Below are 15,481 nucleotides of genomic sequence, written 5' to 3' on the forward strand. Positions count from 1 at the left end.
GTGATGGATCTTCGCTCCAGAGGGAGAGTCCGGCGGGTCGTGTTCCACAGGCCGTGTCGCTGTGATCTGCATCGCCATGCCGCTGTCATCGAGCATCCCCTGCGAATGGGTCGGCCGTCCAAGTCGGAAATCCAATGCGTCGATCTCATTTGGTTATAATTCCTGGATGGACCTGCGGAGGGCCCGGTATTTCGTGGCGGTCGCGGCCCGCGGCAGCTTCACGCGGGCGGCGGCCGACGTGCATGTGGCGCAGTCGGCGCTGAGTCAGCAGGTGCGGACGCTGGAACGCGAGCTCGGTGTCACCCTCTTCGACCGCAGCGGTCCCAGCATCCGTCTCACCGATGCCGGCGAGGTGGCGCTGCATGAGGCGCGGCACCTCATCGCGGTCGCGGACCGGGCGGTCGACAGGATCCGTACTGCAGCCCGCGGCGGTGCGGGCGAGCTGAGCATCGCGCACACCCGATCGTGGAGCGGCGGGGCGGTGGCGGGCGCCGTCGAGGAGTTCCGCACGCGGCACCCGGGAATCGGGCTGTCCGAATCCCGGGGATTCACCGCCCGCAACGTCGAGCTTGTCGCCGACGGCCGCATCGACGTCGCAGTGGTGCGGCCGCCAGTCGATCGCCCGGACCTGACGGTGCAGACGGTCGACTCCGAGCCGTTGCTGCTCGCGGTGCCCGTGGACCACCGGTTCGCCGGCGCCGGCGAGGTGACCCCGAGGCAGCTGGTCGACGAGCCCGTGGTGTTCTGGCCGCGGGAGAACGGCCCGGGCATGCACGACGAGATCGAGCGTCTGCTGTGGCCGGACGGAGCGCCGAACGTGGTGCGCAACGAGGCGGATGACGAGCAGGTGCTGCGCGCCGTGGCCGCCGGTGTGGGGGTGGCGCCCATGCCGGCCGGTCGTGCACGCGCCTTCCGGGTTGCCGGTGTGCAGCTGTGCACGATCGAGGGGCGTGGCATGCGGTTGCCGGTGGGATTCGCCTCGCGTCCGGACAATCCCAATCCCGCGCTGCGACTGTTCACCGACGTGATCGACGCCGCAGGGCCGCGCCTCCGCTCGACAGGGCAGGTCGGTCCTGGTCCGATGGTGGGATGAGACGCTTCGGGAGCAAGCAGTCACGCGGATGTGCGGGCCGGCCGACGGTGCGCGCAGGGGTCGCCTTGGCGGTGAGCGGGGCGCTGCTCCTCTCGGGCTGCGGGGTGTTCGGCTCCGACGACGGCCCGATGGACAAGTTCGCGGCGGCGTTCAACGAGGGCGACGTGGCGGCCGCCGCGGAGCAGACGACGGATCCGGCGGCCGCCCGGGAGACCCTGCAGGCGGTGTTCGACGGCATCGGTGACACAGAGGCGCACATGGACGCCCCGGACGGCGACGGGGCCGCGCTGCCCACCGAGTTCGACTGGACCGTCCCTGCGGGCGACACGGTGCACACCGAGGGCACCATCACGCTGAGCCCGGACGAATCCCGTGTGCAGTGGTCGCCGCAGATCATCGACGCGCGTCTGCAGCCCGGCGGGGGAATCGTGTACTCGGACGTGCGCAGGTTCACCGCCCCGGTCGTCGACCGGACCGGAGTGGACTTGATGCACTGGGCGCCCGTGACGCAGGTTGTCGTCGACGCCGGCAATCTCGCGGCCGCCGGGCCGGTGGCCGACGCGGTAGCTGCCGTCGAGCCGTCGATCACGGCGCAGCAGATCCAGGACGCGGTGGCCGCCGACCCGGCCGCGCCCTACACGGTAATCACCCTGCGCGCCGAGGACCTGGACCCGATTCGCGGTGCACTGGAGGCCGTCGATGGCGTGCAGCTGATCGAGCAGGGCAAGCTCATCACGGCCGGCAGAAACCTCGATTCTCCGGTGTTCGGGGATCTGCGCGAGTACTGGCGCGGCGAGCTCGACAAGGGCGCGGGATGGTCTTTGACCGTGTCGAACCCGGAGGGCGACGCGCAGATCGGCGGAAAGGCGCCGGCGCCGCTCGACGCGGTACGCACCACGATGGACCTGACGATGCAGGCTGCGGCGCAGCGCGCGGTGGACGCGCGCACGGAGCCGGCCGCGATCGTGGCGATGAGCCCGGAGACCGGGGGCGTGCTGGCGGTGGCGCAGAACGAGGCCGCTCGCCAGCAGGGGCCCATCGCGCTGACGGGACTGTTCCCGCCGGGGTCCACCTTCAAGACCGTCACCACCTCAGCGGCGCTGCAGGCGGGCGTCGCCGAGCCGGACTCGGTGCTGCCCTGCCCGGCGCGCGTCACGGTGGACGGCCGCTCGATCCCCAACGACGACGATTTCGACCTGGGGAAGGTGCCGCTGCACACGGCGTTCGCGCAGTCGTGCAACACCACCCAGGCGATCATGTCGGCAGACCTGGGACCGTCCGCCATGCGCGATACTGCTGCGTCGCTGGGATTCGGCGTCGACTTCGTCACCCCGGCATTGACGACGGTGACCGGCACGGTGCCGGTCACCGAGCCCGGCCCGGCGCGCGTGGAGGCGGCGATAGGGCAGGGCACCGTCACGGCCAGCCCGTTCGGGATCACGGAGATGGTGGCTTCGCTGGCCAACGGCGGGCACATGGTGTTGCCGATGCTCGTGGAAGGTGAGCCCGCGACCGCGGATCAGCAGCCCCCGCCGCTCGAGCCCGGGACAGTGGACGCCGTGCGGGCGATGATGCGCGAGGCGGTGCAGTCGGGGACCGCGCGCAGCCTGTCGGACATCGACAGGCTCGGTGGAAAGACGGGCACCGCGGAGGTGTCGGGAGGCCCGGCGCACGGCTGGTTTGCGGGCATCCGGGGCGACGTGGCGTTCACGGCGTTCATTCAGGGTGCAGACTCGTCGGGGCCGGCCGTCGCCATGGCCGGGGACTTCCTGCGCGGCACTCAGAACGGGTAGAAGCAGATCGGGTGGCCGCAGATCAGGCAGGCGCCCCGCGTCCTGCTACCCCGCAGCTGCCTGCCCCGCGGTCGGCTTACCCCGCAGCCACGAGCGGTCGCAGCGGGGTCCGGGTGAGCCCGCGCACCGCCGGCCGCAGGAGCCGGGCGACGACGAGCGCCACCACCAGACCGACGATCGCCCCGCCGACCAGGCCCGCAAGTACATCGTGCGGGTAGTGCGCGCCGACGTACACCCGGGAGAAGCCGAGGACCAGGGCGACGACGGCGGCGACGATCCCCCACCGTTTCTCCACGAGGAACAGCCCCACCGCGGCGGCGGCCACGATGACCGAGTGGTTGCTGGGGAAGGCGTAGTCGTTCACCGGGTCGCAGCCGTCGAGTACGAGCGCCCGCGGGTAGACGTGGCAGGGGCGGGTCTCGTCGAAGACGGCCTTGACCAGGTCGCTGACGATGTAAGCGGCGACGGTGGCGACCGGCACGGCGAGTGCGGCCGCCATCGCCGCGGGGCCGCGGCGCCGGGCCCGCCACCAGGCGACGACCATGAGCAACGCGAAAATACCCAGGCCGATGTCGGTGAACGCGGTCATGAACCCGTGCAGCCAGCCGGTGTCGCGTGCGAAGTCGTTGACGTCCAGGTACAGCGAGCCGTCGATGGAGGCGCCGTCGAGGGCGGCGAGTACGGCGGTCATGCTGTGGGCTCCTGGTTCACGCGGGGATCCTTCGTCGGTCGGTCTGCGGGAGGGGCGTCGGCGCTCGTGCGGCCCGGGCCCGACCGCGTCGAGGGTACCGGCAGCGCGGGTGCGCGGCCCGCTCCGTGGCCGTAGTGAAGAGCGGGTCCTGGACGATTGCGCAACCGATGGTGACGCGGCTCACTTGCGCGGGGGTGCGGGTCTGGTGATACGTTTTTCAGGCAATCGGCAAAGGTGAGCCTTGCCTGGTACGGCCTGCTCCTGCGTGGGGCGACCGATGAAACACGAAGGTCAACCCATGCATGTTCTCGCCTCGGGCGCGGTCTTGGCAGCGGATTCCGCGGCCCCCGGCGTCTGGACACAATTGTTCGGCAGCGGCCTGATCGGCGTCCGGGAGGGCCTCGAGACCGGCATCATCGTGATGATCCTGGTCGCGTTCCTCGTGAAATCCGATCGCCGCGACGCGCTCAAGTGGGTGTGGCTGGGCGTGTCGGTCGCCGTTCTGCTGGTGTTGGGCCTGTTCGCGGGCATCCACTTCGGCACGTCCACCGTCACCGGCACCGCGGCCGAGCTGATCAGCGGCATCGCCTCGCTGGTGGCCGTCGCCATCGTCACGGCGATGGTGCTGTGGATGCGCACCGCCGCCGCGTCGATCTCCGGGCACCTGCGCGCCGGCCTGAGCCGCGCCCTGGACGTGGGCCCGCTGGCGGTGACGGCGCTGGCGTTCTTCGCGGTGGGCCGCGAGGGCGTGGAGACCGCGCTGCTGCTGGTGGGATATGCCGAGAACGCCGGCGGCAGCGCGTGGCCGCTGGTGGGACTGGTGGCCGGCGTCGCGGTGGCGGCCGCGCTCACGGTGGCGCTGTACTTCGGGGCGGTACGCATCAACTTCGCGCGGTTCTTCAAATACACCGGCGCCTTCCTCGTGCTGGTGGCCGCGGGAATCCTCGGTTACGGGGTGCGGGCGCTGCAGATCGGCGGGGTACTGCCGGGCGGTTCGACGATGGCGTTCGACTGGTCGGATTCGTTCGACGCATCCAGCTGGTACGGCACCGTCCTGCAGGGCATCTTCAACTTCCGGCCCGACCCGACGGTGGCGCAGCTCGTCGTGTGGGTGGTCTACATCGTCATCGTGATGCCGCTGTTCCTGCGTCCGGTCAAGCCCAAGGCGTCTGCCCCTGCCCCGCAGGCAAAATCCGGACAAGCCCCGCAGGCGGAATCCGGACAAGCCCCGCAGGCGGCGGACGAGCCGCAGACCGCCTGACGGCCCCGGCCCCGCGTCTCTGCACCAGCAACCCAGCCCCGGCATCCCAACACCGGCCGCCACCCGACCGTCCTGCCCGTTCAAGCAGAAGGATTCCGCATGACCCGCAACGCCTCCGCCCGCCCGCCCGGCCGCAGGCCGCGGCGCCTGGCCGTCCCCGTCGTGGCGGGGCTCGTCGCGCTGAGCCCGCTGGCGCTGGCCGCGTGCACCGCCAAGTCCAGCGCGGACGCGGATGCGATCACGGTGAACGCCACCGATACCTCCTGCGAGCTGTCGGCCGACTCCGCACAGACCGGGCAGAGTACCTTCGAGATCACCAACAACGGGTCGAAGACCACCGAGTTCTACGTCTACGACGACGGCGACCGGGTGATGGGCGAGGTGGAGAACATCGGGCCGGGACTCACCCGTACCCTCATCGTCAACCTGCCGCAGCCGGGCGACTACGAGACCGCCTGCAAGCCGGGGATGGTCGGCGACGGCATTCGCGGCGCGTTCACCGTGTCCGGCGAGGCACAGCAGCCCACCGGCAAGTCCGCCAAGCTCGTCGCGGCCGCCGAAGGCTACAAGCGGTACGTGCTCAGCCAGATCGAGGCGCTGCAGGAGACCGGGCAGCAGTTCGTCGACGCGATCAAGGCCGGCGACGTGGAATCGGCCAAGGCCCAGTATCCGCTGGTGCGCACCTACTACGAGCGCATCGAGCCCATCGCCGAGTCGTTCCCCGACAACCTCGACCCGCGCATCGACCTGCGCGAGGCCGACCTGGCGGAAGGCCAGCAGTGGACGGGCTTCCACCGCCTGGAGAAGGACCTGTGGGTGACCGGCCTGCAGCCGGACAGCGCCGCGATGGCCGATCAGCTCATGGCGGACCTCGACGAGCTCGCGGCAGGGGTCTCCGCATCGGACTTCACGGTGGACCCGCTGCAGGTCGCGGGCGGCGCACAAGGGTTGCTGGACGAGGTGGCGGCCACGAAGATCACCGGCGAGGAGGACGTCTTCAGCCACACCGACCTGTACGACTTCCAGGCGAACGTGGACGGTTCGCAGGCGGCGGTGGCGTCGCTGCGGCCCATCATCGACGAGCAGGACCCGCAGCTGGGTACGCAGATCGACCAGCGGTTCGACGACCTCGACGCGACGTTGGCGCAGTACCGCCAGGGCGACGGCTTCGTGTCGTATGAGCAGGTCACCGAGGAGCAGCGGCGAGATCTGTCGCACAAGATCGACGCGCTGTCCGCGGTGGTGAGTCAGGTGCAGGGAGTGGTTGCCAGTGCGTGAGCAGGATGCCGACGGTACGGGTCCACGGGGCGGTACCGGCCCGGAGGGGGGCTCCGCCCCCGAGGACGCGCCGCGCCGCGGGTTCTCCCGGCGGTCGCTGTTCGGGCTCGCCGGCGCGGGCGTCGTCGTGGGTGCTGCGGCCGGCGGGGCCGTCGGCCGGGCGACCGCGCCGGACAACAGCGCGATGGCGGGCACCGTCCCGTTTCGCGGCGCCCACCAGGCGGGCATCGTCACCGCCGCGCAGGACCGGATGCATTTCGTCGCGTTCGACGTGATCACGGACTCGCGCGAGAAGTTGGTGTCGCTGCTCAAGACCTGGACGTCGATGGCCGAGCGCATGTCGCAGGGGTTGCAGGCGACACAGGACGGGGCCACGGGCTCCGGGGAGTACTCGCCGCCGGACGACACCGGCGAGGCGCTCGGCCTGGACCCGTCGCAGCTGACGATCACGATCGGCTTCGGGCCGGGACTGTTCGCCGGTGCGCCGGTCACGCCCGCCGAGGGAGAGGGCCGGTTCGGCATCGCGGCGCGCAAGCCGGCGGCGCTCGAGCAGATGCCGCGGTTCATGCTCGACGCCCTCGACCCCGCACGCAGCGAGGGCGACCTATGCATCCAGGCCTGCGCCAACGACCCGCAGGTGGCGGTGCACGCGGTGCGCAACCTGGCCCGCGTGGGGTTCGGCGTGGTGGCCGTGCGCTGGTCGCAGCTGGGCTTCGGCCGCACCTCGTCGACCTCCACGGGGCAAGAGACGCCGCGCAACCTGTTCGGATTCAAAGACGGCACCCGCAACATCAAGGCCGAGGACACCGACGCCGTCGACCGGTTCATCTGGGTGGACGGCGCCGACGACCAGCCGTGGATGGCGGGCGGGTCCTACCTTGTGGCCCGGCGCATCCGCATGCGCATCGAGCCGTGGGACCGCACCACGCTGCACGAGCAGGAGCGGGTGTTCGGGCGGGATAAGGGCTCGGGCGCGCCGCTGGGCCAGGACGACGAGTTCGACCCGTTGGACCTGCAGTCGAAGGGGCCGAACGGGCTGTTGATCGACGAGGACGCGCATGTGCGGCTGGCCTCGGCCGAGCAGAACGGCGGCATCCGGATCCTGCGCCGCGGCTACAATTTCACCGACGGATCGGACGGACTGGGGCATCTGGACGCGGGGTTGTTCTTCATCGCCTACTGCCGCGACCCGCAGAAGCAGTTCGTGCCATTGCAGGACGCGCTGTCGCGCAACGACCTGCTCAACGAGTACATCTCCCACGTCGGCTCGGCCGTGTTCGCCGTGCCGCCGGGGGTCTCGTCCGGCGACGACTACTGGGGTTCGGGGCTGTTCGCCTAGTTGCACTGCTGTGTGGTCCCGCCTCCCGGGCCGAGGTTCCGCATGGAATGCGGTCGGCGGACGGAGAATGGCCGTGTCGTCATCGCCGAACCCGATGCCCTAAGGTGAGGCTTACCTCAACGGTTTGGGAGAGTTCCTGTGCCCGGCACGTCGGGACGGCCGCGGCGGTGCATCGTGCCGGCAGTGATGACACCGGCAGCATCCGTGTTCGCGGCGTGTGCCTCCGGTTCCGGTACGCCGGTTCCGGAACCGGCGATGACATTGAAGGAGTGAGACCCATGTACGGAGAAGTCACCAGCATTGAGACGCTGACGCCGCACCTGATGCGGGTGGTGCTCGGGGGCGAGGGGCTCGCCGGGTTCGACGCGTCCGAACACGCCGACGCTTACGTCAACTGCTTCTTCCTCCCGGCCTCGGCGCCGTACGGCGTCCCGTTCGACGACGCGGAGGTGCGCGCGCTGCCGCGGGAGCAACGGCCGTTCCCGCGCAGGATCACGGTCCGCAGGTGGGATGAGGCGCGGCGCGAGCTCACGCTCGACATCGCGGTCCACGGCGACGAGGGTTATGCGGGCCGCTGGGCCGTCGCCGCCCGGCCCGGCGACAGGCTGCAGATGCGCGGTCCGGCCGGCGGGTACCGGCCCGACGCGGACGCGGACGCCTACCTGTTCGTCGGCGACGAGAGTGCGCTTCCCGCGATCGCGGCCTGCGCGGAGGCCGTGCCGGCGGGCCGCCCGGTCCGGGTGGTCGCCGAAGTCCACGACGCCGGCGACGAGATCACGCTGTACTCCCCGGGCGAGCTGCGGGTGACCTGGGTGCACCGTGCCGGGGCGGCCGACCCGGAGCGCCTGCTGGCCGACGCAGTCGACGCCCTGCCGCCGGCCACGGGAGTGGTGAGCGCCTTCGCGCACGGCGAGGCGGCCTCCGCGCGCGCCGTGCGGCGGGTGCTGTTGTCCGGCGGGCACGTCGATCCCGACCGGCTGTCGTGCTCGCCCTACTGGCGGCGCGGCCACGACGATGAGCAGTGGCGCGCCGTCAAAGGCGCCTGGGTGCGCGACGTCGCGGCGGAGACTTTTCCGGCCCACGCGTCCTGACCCGGGCGCCGGATCACGGCCGGGCCCGCCACCACTGTGTCGCGTCCTGGTAGGCGCGCGCCGCGGTGAGAACCAGGCGGTCGCCGTGGCGCGGGCCGACGATCTGCATGCCGACGGGCAGCCGATCCGCTGTGAATCCGCACGGCACCGAGGCGGCCGGCTGTTGGGTCATGTTGAACGGATAGGAGTACTGGCACCAGGTCGGCCAGTGTTCGCCCTGCCAGCCGGGCGGCACCTCCAGGCCGGCCTCGAATGGAGGTATCGGCATCGACGGGGTGATGAGCAGGTCGTAGGTCTCGTGGAACGCCCCCATGCGTACGCCCATGTTCATGCGAACTTCCATTGCGTCGAGGTAGTTCTGCGCGCTGTAGTCGAGGCCCTGCTCGCACACCTTCCGCAGCGCGGGTTCCATCAGGTCGCGCTGCCGGTCGGTGAGGTGGGCGGTGGCCTTGGCGGCGCCCGAGTACCAGAGGCATTCGAAGTGCCGCAGCGGGTCCTCGAAGCCGGGGTCGGTGCGCTCGACGCGGGCCCCGAGCGATTCGAGCACATCGACGGCCTTGTCCACTACGCTGCCCACCTCGTCGTCGAGCGGAGCGAAGCCGAGGGTGCGGCTGAAGGCGACGCGCAACCCGTCGAGCGCACGCAGGCCGGTCGCCGTTTCCTGCTGGTCGTGGCTGTACGGCCGGGTGGGGGTGGCCAGCGCGGACCAGTCGCGCGAGTCGAAGCCGGTGATCACGTCCATGAGCAGTGCCGCGTCCTCGACGGTGCGGGTGATCGGCCCGACGTGGGCGAGGGTGCCGAACGGGCTCGGCGGATACATGGGGACCGTGCCGTAGGTGGGTTTGAATCCGACGACGCCGCAGAAGCTTCCGGGGATGCGCACCGATCCCCCGCCGTCGGTGCCGATGGCGAGCGGGCCCATCCCGGCGGAGACGGCGGCCGCGGCACCGCCGCTGGACCCGCCGCTGGTGCGGGACGTGTCCCAAGGCGTGCGGGTGGCGCCGTGCAGTGGGCTGTCGGTGACGCCCTTCCATGCGAGCTCGGGCGTGGTGGTCTTGCCCGGGCACACCGCGCCCGCCGCCCGCAATCGTGCGACGGCGGGGGCGTCCTCGGTCCAGGGGCCCGCCGGGTCGATGGTGCGCGAGCCGCGCAGCGTGGGCCAGCCGTCGGTGAGGAAGATGTCCTTGATGGAGGTGGGGACGCCGTCGATGCCGCTGAGTGGCCTGCCCGACATCCACCGCCGCTCGGAGTCGGCCGCCGCCGCCAGTGCGTGCTCCTCGTCGATCAGGCAGTAGGCGTTGAGCGCCTCGTCCTTGTCGGCGATGCGCCGCAGCACGGCCCGGATTGCGTCGACGGGCGAGACGTCGCGGCACCGGAACGCGCCGACCAGCTCGGCGGCGGTCCAGTCGGCCAGGTCGGCCGGACGTGCGCCCGGTGAGTTCGGATCCATGGTTTCCTCCTGTGTTGCCGCCTGCGACTGGTGCGGTGTCTACCGGCGCACGTATCCGCGGTGCTTGTCGACGATGTTGTGCAGTTCGGCGGGACCTGACGCGTGGACGTACCGCTCGAAGTTGTCGACGAAGATCTCGGCGAGCCGGTCTCGCCAGCCGGTCGCGTCTCCACTCATGTGCGCGGTGAGAAGGGCCGTATCGATAGACCACAGGGGATGGTCGGCGGGCAGGGGCTCGGTTTCGAACACGTCGAGGGCGGCCCCGGCGATGCCCAGGCCGGCATCGTCCCCGGTGGAGCCGCTTTGCCCGCCATCGCCCTGCATGCCTTTGCGCAGCGCGGCCACAAGGTCGTCGGTGACGACGAGCTCGCCGCGCGCGATGTTGACCAGCCGCGCCCGCGGCGGCAATGCGCGAAGGACGTTCGCGTCGACGAGCCCGCGGGTCTGCTCGGTCAGCGGCGCGGCAAGCACCAGGTAGTCGACGTCGCCGACCACCGCGGCGAGGTCGCCGCTGGCGTGGACGGTACCGAAGTCGTCGTCGCCGTCGCGGGCGGTGCGTCCCACCCCCGTGACGCGCATGCCGACGGCTCGCAGCAGCCGGGCGACCTCGCGACCGATGGCCCCGGTGCCGACGACCATCGCGTGGGCGCCGTCGATGCGCTCGGTTTCGCGGTGCTGCCACCGCGAACGGGATTGGAGTTCCAGCGACCGGGGCAGATCTTTGGCGAAGGCGAGGATCGCGCCGAGGACGAACTCGGCGATGGGCCGGTCGAAGACGCCCTGCGAGTTGGTCACCGTCACGTCGGAGGCGGCCAGGTCGTCGAACAGCAGCGTGTCGACCCCGGCCGCGGCGATATGCACCCAGCGCAGTGCGTCGGCATGCGGCCAGGCGTCCTGCAGGGCGCCGGAGAAGAAGTCCCACATGAGGAGCACATCGGCGCCCGCCAGGTCGCGGCCCAGATTCGCCGCAGTGGTGTAGCGGACGTCGGCGGCCGCCTCGACGCGGGGGAACCGGCGGGGGGAGTCGTCGGATTCGAGGACGACGACGGTGGGCTGGGCGGGGCTCATGGGGTGTGCTCACTCCTTGAAGTGTCGGGTCGTGCTGCGCTGGGCCGTGCCGCATCAGTGTCGTCCGGCCGGGCGGCGCGGTCGCGCATCAGCCGTTGCAGGTCGTCGACGGCGGTGGACAGGTGCGCGCGGATGGCGGTCTGCAACGCCGCAGCCTCGCCGGCCTCGAGTAGATCCGTCAGGCGGTGGTGCTCTTGGGGCAGGTCCTGCGGGCGCAGGTAGGCGCGCTCGAGGTCGAGCATGCAGATGCGGGTCTCCGCGGCGAGGGTCGCGTAGGTGCGGGTCAGGCGGCTGTTGCCGGTGCGCGCCACCAGGGTGGAATGGAACTGGAGGTCGGCTCGGGCGACGGAGGGCCAGTCGCCGGAACGGACGTGCCCGGGCATCCGTCCGATGATCGCGCGGAGCCGGGCGGCGACGGCCGCGCGTTCCGGGTCGGGCCGGCCGGCCAGGTCGTCGGCGGCGGCGAGCTCCACTGCCGCACGTGCCGAATAGATTTCGGCGACATCGCGGGGGGTGAGCTCGACGACGAACATGCCGCGGTTGCGGCGGCTCACGACGAGTCCTTCCTGGGCGAGCCGCTGGAGGGCCTCGCGCACCGGCCCGCGTGACACTTGAAGCCCGCCCGCCAGGGACGCCTCCCCCACCTGCTCGCCGGGCCGGAAGGCGCCCTCGACGATGAGCTCGCGCAGCTGGTCGGCGATGAGTGCGGCGGTCTGCGGCCCGGTGAGCGGGGTGAGTCCCGCGGGGACGCGACCGGCCGCGGTCGCCACCGTCACTCCTCCCCCTGGAGTGCCGCCTCGATAGCGGCGGACAGGCGCGCGGCGCCGTCGGCAATCTGTTCTTCCGTGACGACCAGAGGCGGGATGATCCGCACGACGTTGCCGAGTCCGCAATTGAGCAGCAGGAGGCCCTGGTCGACGGCGGCGTGCTGCACGGCATGCCCGGTAGCGACGTCGGGTGAGCCGTCGGGTGCCGTGAACTCGATGGCCTGCATGAGTCCCAGGCCGCGGACGTCCCCGATCCGGGGGTGCGCCGACGCCAGCCCGCGCAGCGCCGTATGGAGGGACGCGCCGCGGTCGCGGGCGTTGTCGACCAGCGCCTCGTCGCGGATGACGTCGAGGGTGGCGACCGCTGCAGCCGCCGCCACCGCGTTGCCCCCGTAGGTGCCGCCCTGCGATCCCGGCCAGGCAGTGGACATCAGCTCGGTGGGGGCGGCGATTGCGGAAATGGGGAAGCCGCTGGCCACCCCCTTGGCGATGGTCATGATGTCAGGGACGGCGGCGGAGTGCTGGTGGCCCCAGAACTTGCCCGTGCGGCCCACCCCCGACTGGATCTCGTCGGCGATCAGGAGGATCTCGTGCCTGTCGGCGCGTTCACGGAGGCCCTCGAGGAACCGTGGCGGAGTGGGGATGTAGCCGCCCTCGCCCAGGACGGGTTCGATGATCAGCGCGGCGGTGTCCTGCGGGCTGGAGACGGTCTGGAACAGGAAGTCGAGCTCGCGCAGGCAGAAGTCGACGGCCGCGTCGACGTCCCATCCGTAGCGGTAGGCGGTGGGATACGGGGCGAAGTGCACGCCGGCCATCAGCGGGGCGTAGCCGGAGCGGAACTTGGTGCCCGAACTGGTCATCGAGGCGGTGGCGACGGTGCGCCCGTGGAATCCGCCGTGGAAGGCGATGATGTTGGGCCGGCCGGTGGCCATGCGGGCCAGACGCATAGCGGCCTCGACCGCCTCCGAGCCGGAGTTGGCGTAGAAGAGCGAGTCGAGGGCCGGCGGGAGGACCTCGCCCAGCTTGTCCGTCAACTCCAGCAGCGGCTTGTGCATGACGGTGGTGTATTGCGCATGGATCACCGTGCCCACCTGGGCGCGGGCCGCCTCGACCACTCGGGGATGGCAGTGGCCGGTGCTGGTGACGCCGATGCCGGCGGTGAAGTCGAGGTAGCGGCGGCCGTCGGCGCCGTGGATCCAGCAGCCTTCGGCATGGTCGACCACGACGGGGGTGGCCTGCTTGAGGAGGGGGCTTAGCGCCGTCATGCGATCACTGTCACTCTCGGGTTGTAGATTGTCAACAATCGTGCGCGTGTCGGTCGGAGCGGGCCGATGCCTGTCCGCCGGCACGCGGGGGGATCAGCCGCGCATGGCCAGCGACAAGGCGGTCTGGCGCGGCATGGTGCCGTCGAGCAGCCACGGGGCGAGAACTTTCTTGACCAACGTGAACATCTCGTTGCGCAGGCGGCCGTACACGTCGTCGTCCTCGCCCAGCAAGATCCACCAGGCCCATGCCACGGCGCCGGCGTTGGCGATGAAGTCGGGCACCACGGGGATGTCGCGCACCGCCAGCTCCAGCTCCGCCTCGTGGGTGGCCGCCGCGTTGGCGCCCTCGACGACGATGCGCGCATTGACCTGGTCGTGGTTGTGCGCGGTGAGTGCGTAGGAGACGGCGGCGGGGACGAGTACGTCGACGGTGAGGCCGAGAAGGGCGTCGCGCGGAAGCTCCTCCGTGCCGGCGGTGAGGGCGGAGCGGTCGAACTCTCCCCACTCGTTGCGCGTCGCGAGCATCGCCGGGATGTCGAGGCCGTCGGGGTTGTAGACGGTGCCGAGGGCGTCGGAGACGGCGATGACGGTGATGCCAAGGTGCTGTGCGTAGAGGGCCGTGGATCCGCCGATCGTGCCGAAGCCCTGCACCGCCATCGTCGTCGACTCCGGCTTGTCGCCGAGCTCGCTGAGAGTGGCGGCGGCGGCCTGCGCGACCCCATAGCCGCCGATCAAGTCGCACACCAGGCCGTCCGGGGTGGATGCGCCCATGGCTTCTTCGACGCGGCGCAGGGTCGCGTCCCGATCCGGGGAGCGTGAGATCTGCGCGTGGTAGGAGGACGGGCCCAGGTCCGCCGTCTCGAACTGCGCGTCGAGCACGTGCTGGGAGACGCCGAGGTCCTCCGCGGTGACCCAGGTGCGTTCGAGGAACGGCCGCATGGCGTCGATGAACCGGAGGAGGACGCCGTCGCTGCGGTCGTCCTTGGGGTCGAAGTCGATGCCGCCCTTGGCCCCGCCCACCGGAAGGTCGAATGCGGCCGTTTTCGTGGACATCGCGTAGGCCAGGTCCTCCACTTCGCGGAGCGTGCAGCCGGGGCGCATCCGGCAGCCGCCTGTCGCGATGCCGTCGACAAGGTTGTGCACCGCGAGGTAGCCGACGGCCGGGGATTGGTTGTCATGCCAGGTGACGGTGAGATGTGGTTTGGTCTGCAGGACCGGCTTCGGTTGCATTGGTGCCTCCTGGAGATGACGTGCCCCGTTGGGACGTTCACTGTGTTGCTGGTGGGATGACTTTCTGTCGGGGACGGGCGGGCTGTGGTGCAGGCCGGGCAACGGCCTGAGCGCTCGGCGCAGTCGGGTGGTGCGGAGGGTTCGCACCCGGCTCACGCGGGCGACCGGGGGACGCCTGCGGCCGTACTCGCAGGGTACGTCCGAACGGTGCGCGGGGGTCGGAATCAACAGGAAGCGTCGCGACAATCGAACGGGCGCGCCGCCCGGGTCCACGCCGCAGACGCGGTTCTCGCGGCCGTGTCGGTTCAGAACGGTGCATCGCTGCAGTTCTCCGACGACGAGGGCTGCCACGGGTCGACGGCCTCGGCCGGTCCGGAATCGACGCCGCCGGTGCGCTTCGCCCGGCACGCCCGGCACGCCCGGCACGCCCGGCGCTCGCGGCGGACGGCGGCCGCGCGATTCTCGGCGCGGGTGCGCCGGCGACGGGGTTTCCGTCCGTCGGCCCCGGGGGTCTCGGCGGTGCCGGCGGCTTCATCGGTACCGACCCCCGCCGACGCAGGGACGCCGTCTGCGACCTCGTCCGCGTCGATGCCCAGCACGTCGAGTACTCCGAACGCGGCGGACTCGTACCGATGGCTGGTCGGCGCAATAAGACGTAGGGCCCGGTCCGCGTCGATCTCCTCTTGCCACAGGCCGGTGTGCTTCATGCGGTGGTGGAACCGGCAGTACGGCTTGAGCCCCTCGCTCGTCGTCATCCCGCCGTTCGTCGGGTCGGTGTGGTCGAACGGAACCGTATGGTCGAGGTCGCAATTCCATGCTGCGGCGTCGCATCCCGGCCACTGGCACCGGCCGCCGATGATGCGCACCCACGTATCGAGGACGCTGCCGGGCCGGTATCGCCAGGCCGAATCCGGTGGCGCCCCGGTGTCTCCGCCACGGTCATCCGGCCGGTGTGCCGATGCGGGGGCCGGGGAACCACTGCACGGTTGCCGAGCCGCCGGCGCGCTTTCAGGAGCGGACCGGAAAGCGGCTCTTCAGCTCTTAGAGTGCGTTGATGCGTGCGGCGAGTTGGCCGGAGTGCAGTAGTGATCGCAAGATGTAGTGGTCGAGGTTGCGGAAGCCTTGAGCGATGCCGCGTAGGTGTTCCAGGCGGCC

At 71.0% G+C, this 15,481-nt stretch carries 13 protein-coding genes; 6 read left to right on the forward strand and 7 right to left on the reverse strand.

The genetic code is table 11. The features are described 5' to 3' along the window. Positions 1 to 166 precede the first annotated feature (166 nt). Positions 167 to 1,093 (forward strand): LysR family transcriptional regulator, encoded by a 927-nt coding sequence (locus JJ683_RS12885; RefSeq protein ID WP_200174662.1) that lies wholly within the window; start codon positions 167 to 169, stop codon positions 1,091 to 1,093. Continuing rightward, entirely contained in the window at positions 1,090 to 2,886 is a 1,797-nt protein-coding gene (locus JJ683_RS12890; protein ID WP_200174663.1) for a penicillin-binding transpeptidase domain-containing protein, read from the forward strand. Before JJ683_RS12885 ends, JJ683_RS12890 begins: the two co-directional genes overlap by 4 nt. A 76-nt stretch (positions 2,887 to 2,962) precedes the next feature. Here JJ683_RS12890 and JJ683_RS12895 read toward each other — a convergent pair whose 3' ends face one another. Next, positions 2,963 to 3,577: a phosphatase PAP2 family protein gene (locus JJ683_RS12895; protein ID WP_200174664.1), complete on the reverse strand. Its 615-nt coding sequence runs from the start codon at positions 3,575 to 3,577 to the stop codon at positions 2,963 to 2,965. Between the two features lie 298 nt (positions 3,578 to 3,875). On the opposite strand from JJ683_RS12895, the gene efeU reads away from it, so the two are divergent. The 4 genes from efeU (at position 3,876) to JJ683_RS12915 (ending at position 8,546) form a co-directional block, all read left to right on the forward strand. Next, the gene (gene efeU / locus JJ683_RS12900) at positions 3,876 to 4,838 is read left to right on the forward strand and encodes an iron uptake transporter permease EfeU (RefSeq protein ID WP_200174665.1); all 963 of its coding nucleotides are present in this window, start codon (positions 3,876 to 3,878) and stop codon (positions 4,836 to 4,838) included. A 99-nt stretch (positions 4,839 to 4,937) separates the two neighbouring features. Next, on the forward strand, positions 4,938 to 6,116 hold the full coding sequence (gene efeO, locus JJ683_RS12905) for an iron uptake system protein EfeO (RefSeq protein WP_200174666.1): 1,179 nt from the start codon (positions 4,938 to 4,940) through the stop codon (positions 6,114 to 6,116). After that, the gene (gene efeB, locus JJ683_RS12910) at positions 6,109 to 7,455 is read left to right on the forward strand and encodes an iron uptake transporter deferrochelatase/peroxidase subunit (RefSeq protein WP_200174668.1); all 1,347 of its coding nucleotides are present in this window, start codon (positions 6,109 to 6,111) and stop codon (positions 7,453 to 7,455) included. The genes efeO and efeB overlap by 8 nt, the downstream gene beginning before the upstream one ends. 278 nt (positions 7,456 to 7,733) lie before the next feature. Beyond that, complete coding sequence (locus tag JJ683_RS12915) at positions 7,734 to 8,546, forward strand: siderophore-interacting protein (RefSeq protein WP_200174670.1); 813 nt, start codon at positions 7,734 to 7,736, stop codon at positions 8,544 to 8,546. A 13-nt stretch (positions 8,547 to 8,559) separates the two neighbouring features. On the opposite strand, the gene JJ683_RS12920 is transcribed toward JJ683_RS12915, so the two are convergent. The 6 genes from JJ683_RS12920 to JJ683_RS12945 all read right to left on the reverse strand — a co-directional run bounded on the left by JJ683_RS12920 (position 8,560) and on the right by JJ683_RS12945 (position 15,081). Beyond that, positions 8,560 to 9,996 carry an amidase gene (locus tag JJ683_RS12920; RefSeq protein ID WP_200174672.1) on the reverse strand — a complete coding sequence of 479 codons (1,437 nt, stop codon included), beginning with the start codon at positions 9,994 to 9,996 and terminating at the stop codon, positions 8,560 to 8,562. Positions 9,997 to 10,035: 39 nt separating this feature from the next. Then, a complete protein-coding gene (locus JJ683_RS12925) occupies positions 10,036 to 11,064 on the reverse strand; it encodes a D-2-hydroxyacid dehydrogenase (protein WP_200174674.1) in 1,029 nt (342 codons plus the stop codon). Further along, a complete protein-coding gene (locus tag JJ683_RS12930; protein ID WP_200174676.1) occupies positions 11,061 to 11,834 on the reverse strand; it encodes a GntR family transcriptional regulator in 774 nt (257 codons plus the stop codon). Before JJ683_RS12930 ends, JJ683_RS12925 begins: the two co-directional genes overlap by 4 nt. A gap of 2 nt (positions 11,835 to 11,836) precedes the next feature. Continuing rightward, positions 11,837 to 13,096: an aspartate aminotransferase family protein gene (locus JJ683_RS12935; RefSeq protein WP_200174678.1), complete on the reverse strand. Its 1,260-nt coding sequence runs from the start codon at positions 13,094 to 13,096 to the stop codon at positions 11,837 to 11,839. 93 nt (positions 13,097 to 13,189) lie between these two features. Beyond that, positions 13,190 to 14,326, reverse strand: a complete 1,137-nt coding sequence (locus JJ683_RS12940; protein ID WP_200174680.1) for a Glu/Leu/Phe/Val family dehydrogenase — start codon at positions 14,324 to 14,326, stop codon at positions 13,190 to 13,192. Between the two features lie 305 nt (positions 14,327 to 14,631). Further along, on the reverse strand, positions 14,632 to 15,081 hold the full coding sequence (locus tag JJ683_RS12945) for a hypothetical protein (protein WP_200174682.1): 450 nt from the start codon (positions 15,079 to 15,081) through the stop codon (positions 14,632 to 14,634). Positions 15,082 to 15,481 lie beyond the last annotated feature (400 nt).

This window comes from Tomitella cavernea (assembly GCF_016599145.1).
Taxonomy (GTDB): domain Bacteria; phylum Actinomycetota; class Actinomycetes; order Mycobacteriales; family Mycobacteriaceae; genus Tomitella; species Tomitella cavernae.